The sequence below is a fragment of the Oceanipulchritudo coccoides genome (assembly GCF_010500615.1).
GTDB classification, from domain to species: domain Bacteria; phylum Verrucomicrobiota; class Verrucomicrobiia; order Opitutales; family Oceanipulchritudinaceae; genus Oceanipulchritudo; species Oceanipulchritudo coccoides.
The window spans coordinates 1-274 of the sequence record NZ_JAAGNX010000041.1; the positions used below are offsets into that span (position 1 = coordinate 1).

The 274-nt window shown below is 53.3% G+C and carries 1 protein-coding gene; it reads right to left on the reverse strand.

The window, feature by feature from the left end; translation table 11 throughout:
• The coding region (locus G0Q06_RS14355) for an SAF domain-containing protein (protein WP_238710913.1) at nt 1–262 on the reverse strand (262 nt) is incomplete at its 3' end.
• Between the last annotated feature and the right edge of the window lie 12 nt (nt 263–274).

Genomic DNA, 274 nt, shown 5'->3' on the forward strand with positions numbered 1-274 from the left:
CAATTTGATTGCGTGCGACCACGGCCGGCGGCCCGATGTCATCGAAAAGAATGGGACGCCCTGCATACAGCGTGACCCGCGCCTCCTGCCCGATAACATCTGCCAAACGGGTGTAAGCGCTAGGATTTGAAACCTCTTTTAGCGTTACATCTTTTGCACCAATTTCCGCATCAGCCCTGATCGTCCGCGTCGGCACGACGCTTTCCGCAAAAGCCACCGAGCCCAAAAAAAGAGCCCAAAAAATCATACTCAACTTAATCATCGGATCTGCGTC